Genomic DNA, 1,611 nt, shown 5'->3' on the forward strand with positions numbered 1-1,611 from the left:
CGATCTGCTCGCGGAGGATGTCGCCGTGACCGGCATGTCTGGCGAATTCTTGAATCATCAGAAGCAGTGTCCATCGCATGGAAACAGTGCCCTCGACAGGAAGGTCGATGGTCTCGTCCAGGCCGAAACGTAAGGCGATTCGGCGTGATTTACTGCTGGCTCGTTCGAACTCGGCAATGACCTCTACCAGCGTCTCGTGGTCGCTGACGGTGAAGGTGCCTTCGTCACGGCGCGAGTAGCCGTCGCATTCGGATTCACTGAGTCCGGCCCAATGCCTTTGGAACCAAATCCGTTCCGCGGCCGCCGCGTGCTTGATCAAGGTTATCGGCGTTGTCAACGACGGAACCAATTGTCTGCGGGCATCAATCTCGGACACGCCCTGCACGGTGTCGATCAGTGCTCGTCGGTTGTGGTCGAGCATGCTGTCGATGATGGATCGATCGGCGCCGAGTGTAATCATGTTGTCCTGCATTGTTTTTTTGTTCCTTCCGGCTATGTGTGGGGCTTGCGTTGGGTGAGGGCGAGGTGTGACCGCTGACCAGTGAGGGGAAATCCGCCGACAAGTGGAGGCGCCGATACCAAAGGCGCTGTTGAGGGGGCGGTCGGAGTGGTTCGAAGCGAGCGGCGCATCACCAGAAGTGAGAGGGGGCGCAATATCAACACCGCAACGTCATGCTGATCGGTGGCGATCCGAAGATTAGCACTTAAGCTGTTCGGTGGGCCGTCTTTCGGTCAAACGTTCCAGCAGAGCCCGAGCTGCCTCCTGCGGCTACGAATGTGCGTTTTGGCGATCGTCTATCGAGACAGCCGGCGGCGATTCTGTCGGTGTCAGAAGTGGACTGCATTCTGTGCTGGAGTTTTGCAGGTGAGTGCAGCTGCCTTCTGACATTCCGGTGGCAGAAGTGCACTGCACGGTCGTCGTCCGGTTCGTGTCAGAGGAGTGCGGTATCGACCGAGTTGGCGGCGCCGATCTGCTCGCGGAGGATGTCGCCGTGACCGGCATGTCTGGCGAATTCTTGAATCATCAGAAGCAGTGTCCATCGCATGGAAACAGTGCCCTCGACAGGAAGGTCGATGGTCTCGTCCAGGCCGAAACGTAAGGCGATTCGGCGTGATTTACTGCTGGCTCGTTCGAACTCGGCAATGACCTCTACCAGCGTCTCGTGGTCGCTGACGGTGAAGGTGCCTTCGTCACGGCGCGAGTAGCCGTCGCATTCGGATTCACTGAGTCCGGCCCAATGCCTTTGGAACCAAATCCGTTCCGCGGCCGCCGCGTGCTTGATCAAGGTTATCGGCGTTGTCAACGACGGAACCAATTGTCTGCGGGCATCAATCTCGGACACGCCCTGCACGGTGTCGATCAGTGCTCGTCGGTTGTGGTCGAGCATGCTGTCGATGATGGATCGATCGGCGCCGAGTGTAATCATGTTGTCCTGCATTGTTTTTTTGTTCCTTCCGGCTATGTGTGGGGCTTGCGTTGGGTGAGGGCGAGGTGTGACCGCTGACCAGTGAGGGGAAATCCGCCGACAAGTGGAGGCGCCGATACCAAAGGCGCTGTTGAGGGGGCGGTCGGAGTGGTTCGAAGCGAGCGGCGCATCACCAGAAGTGAGA

At 58.6% G+C, this 1,611-nt stretch carries 2 protein-coding genes; both read right to left on the bottom strand.

The features are described from left to right. A partial coding sequence (locus BJI47_RS20125; protein WP_088945421.1) for a DinB family protein occupies window positions 1-472 on the bottom strand: 472 nt, incomplete at its 3' end. 460 nt (window positions 473-932) lie between these two features. Beyond that, on the bottom strand, window positions 933-1,439 hold the full coding sequence (locus BJI47_RS20130) for a DinB family protein (RefSeq protein WP_088945422.1): 507 nt from the start codon (window positions 1,437-1,439) through the stop codon (window positions 933-935). Window positions 1,440-1,611: the final 172 nt, after the last annotated feature.

The organism is Rhodococcus sp. 1168, assembly GCF_002091955.1.
Classification (GTDB): Bacteria; Actinomycetota; Actinomycetes; order Mycobacteriales; family Mycobacteriaceae; genus Rhodococcoides.

What these genes read in the sequence shown, in the direction of transcription:
- BJI47_RS20130 (WP_088945422.1), bottom strand. Translation starts at nt 1,439, where the DNA reads ATGCAGGACAACATGATTACACTCGGCGCCGATCGATCCATCATCGAC.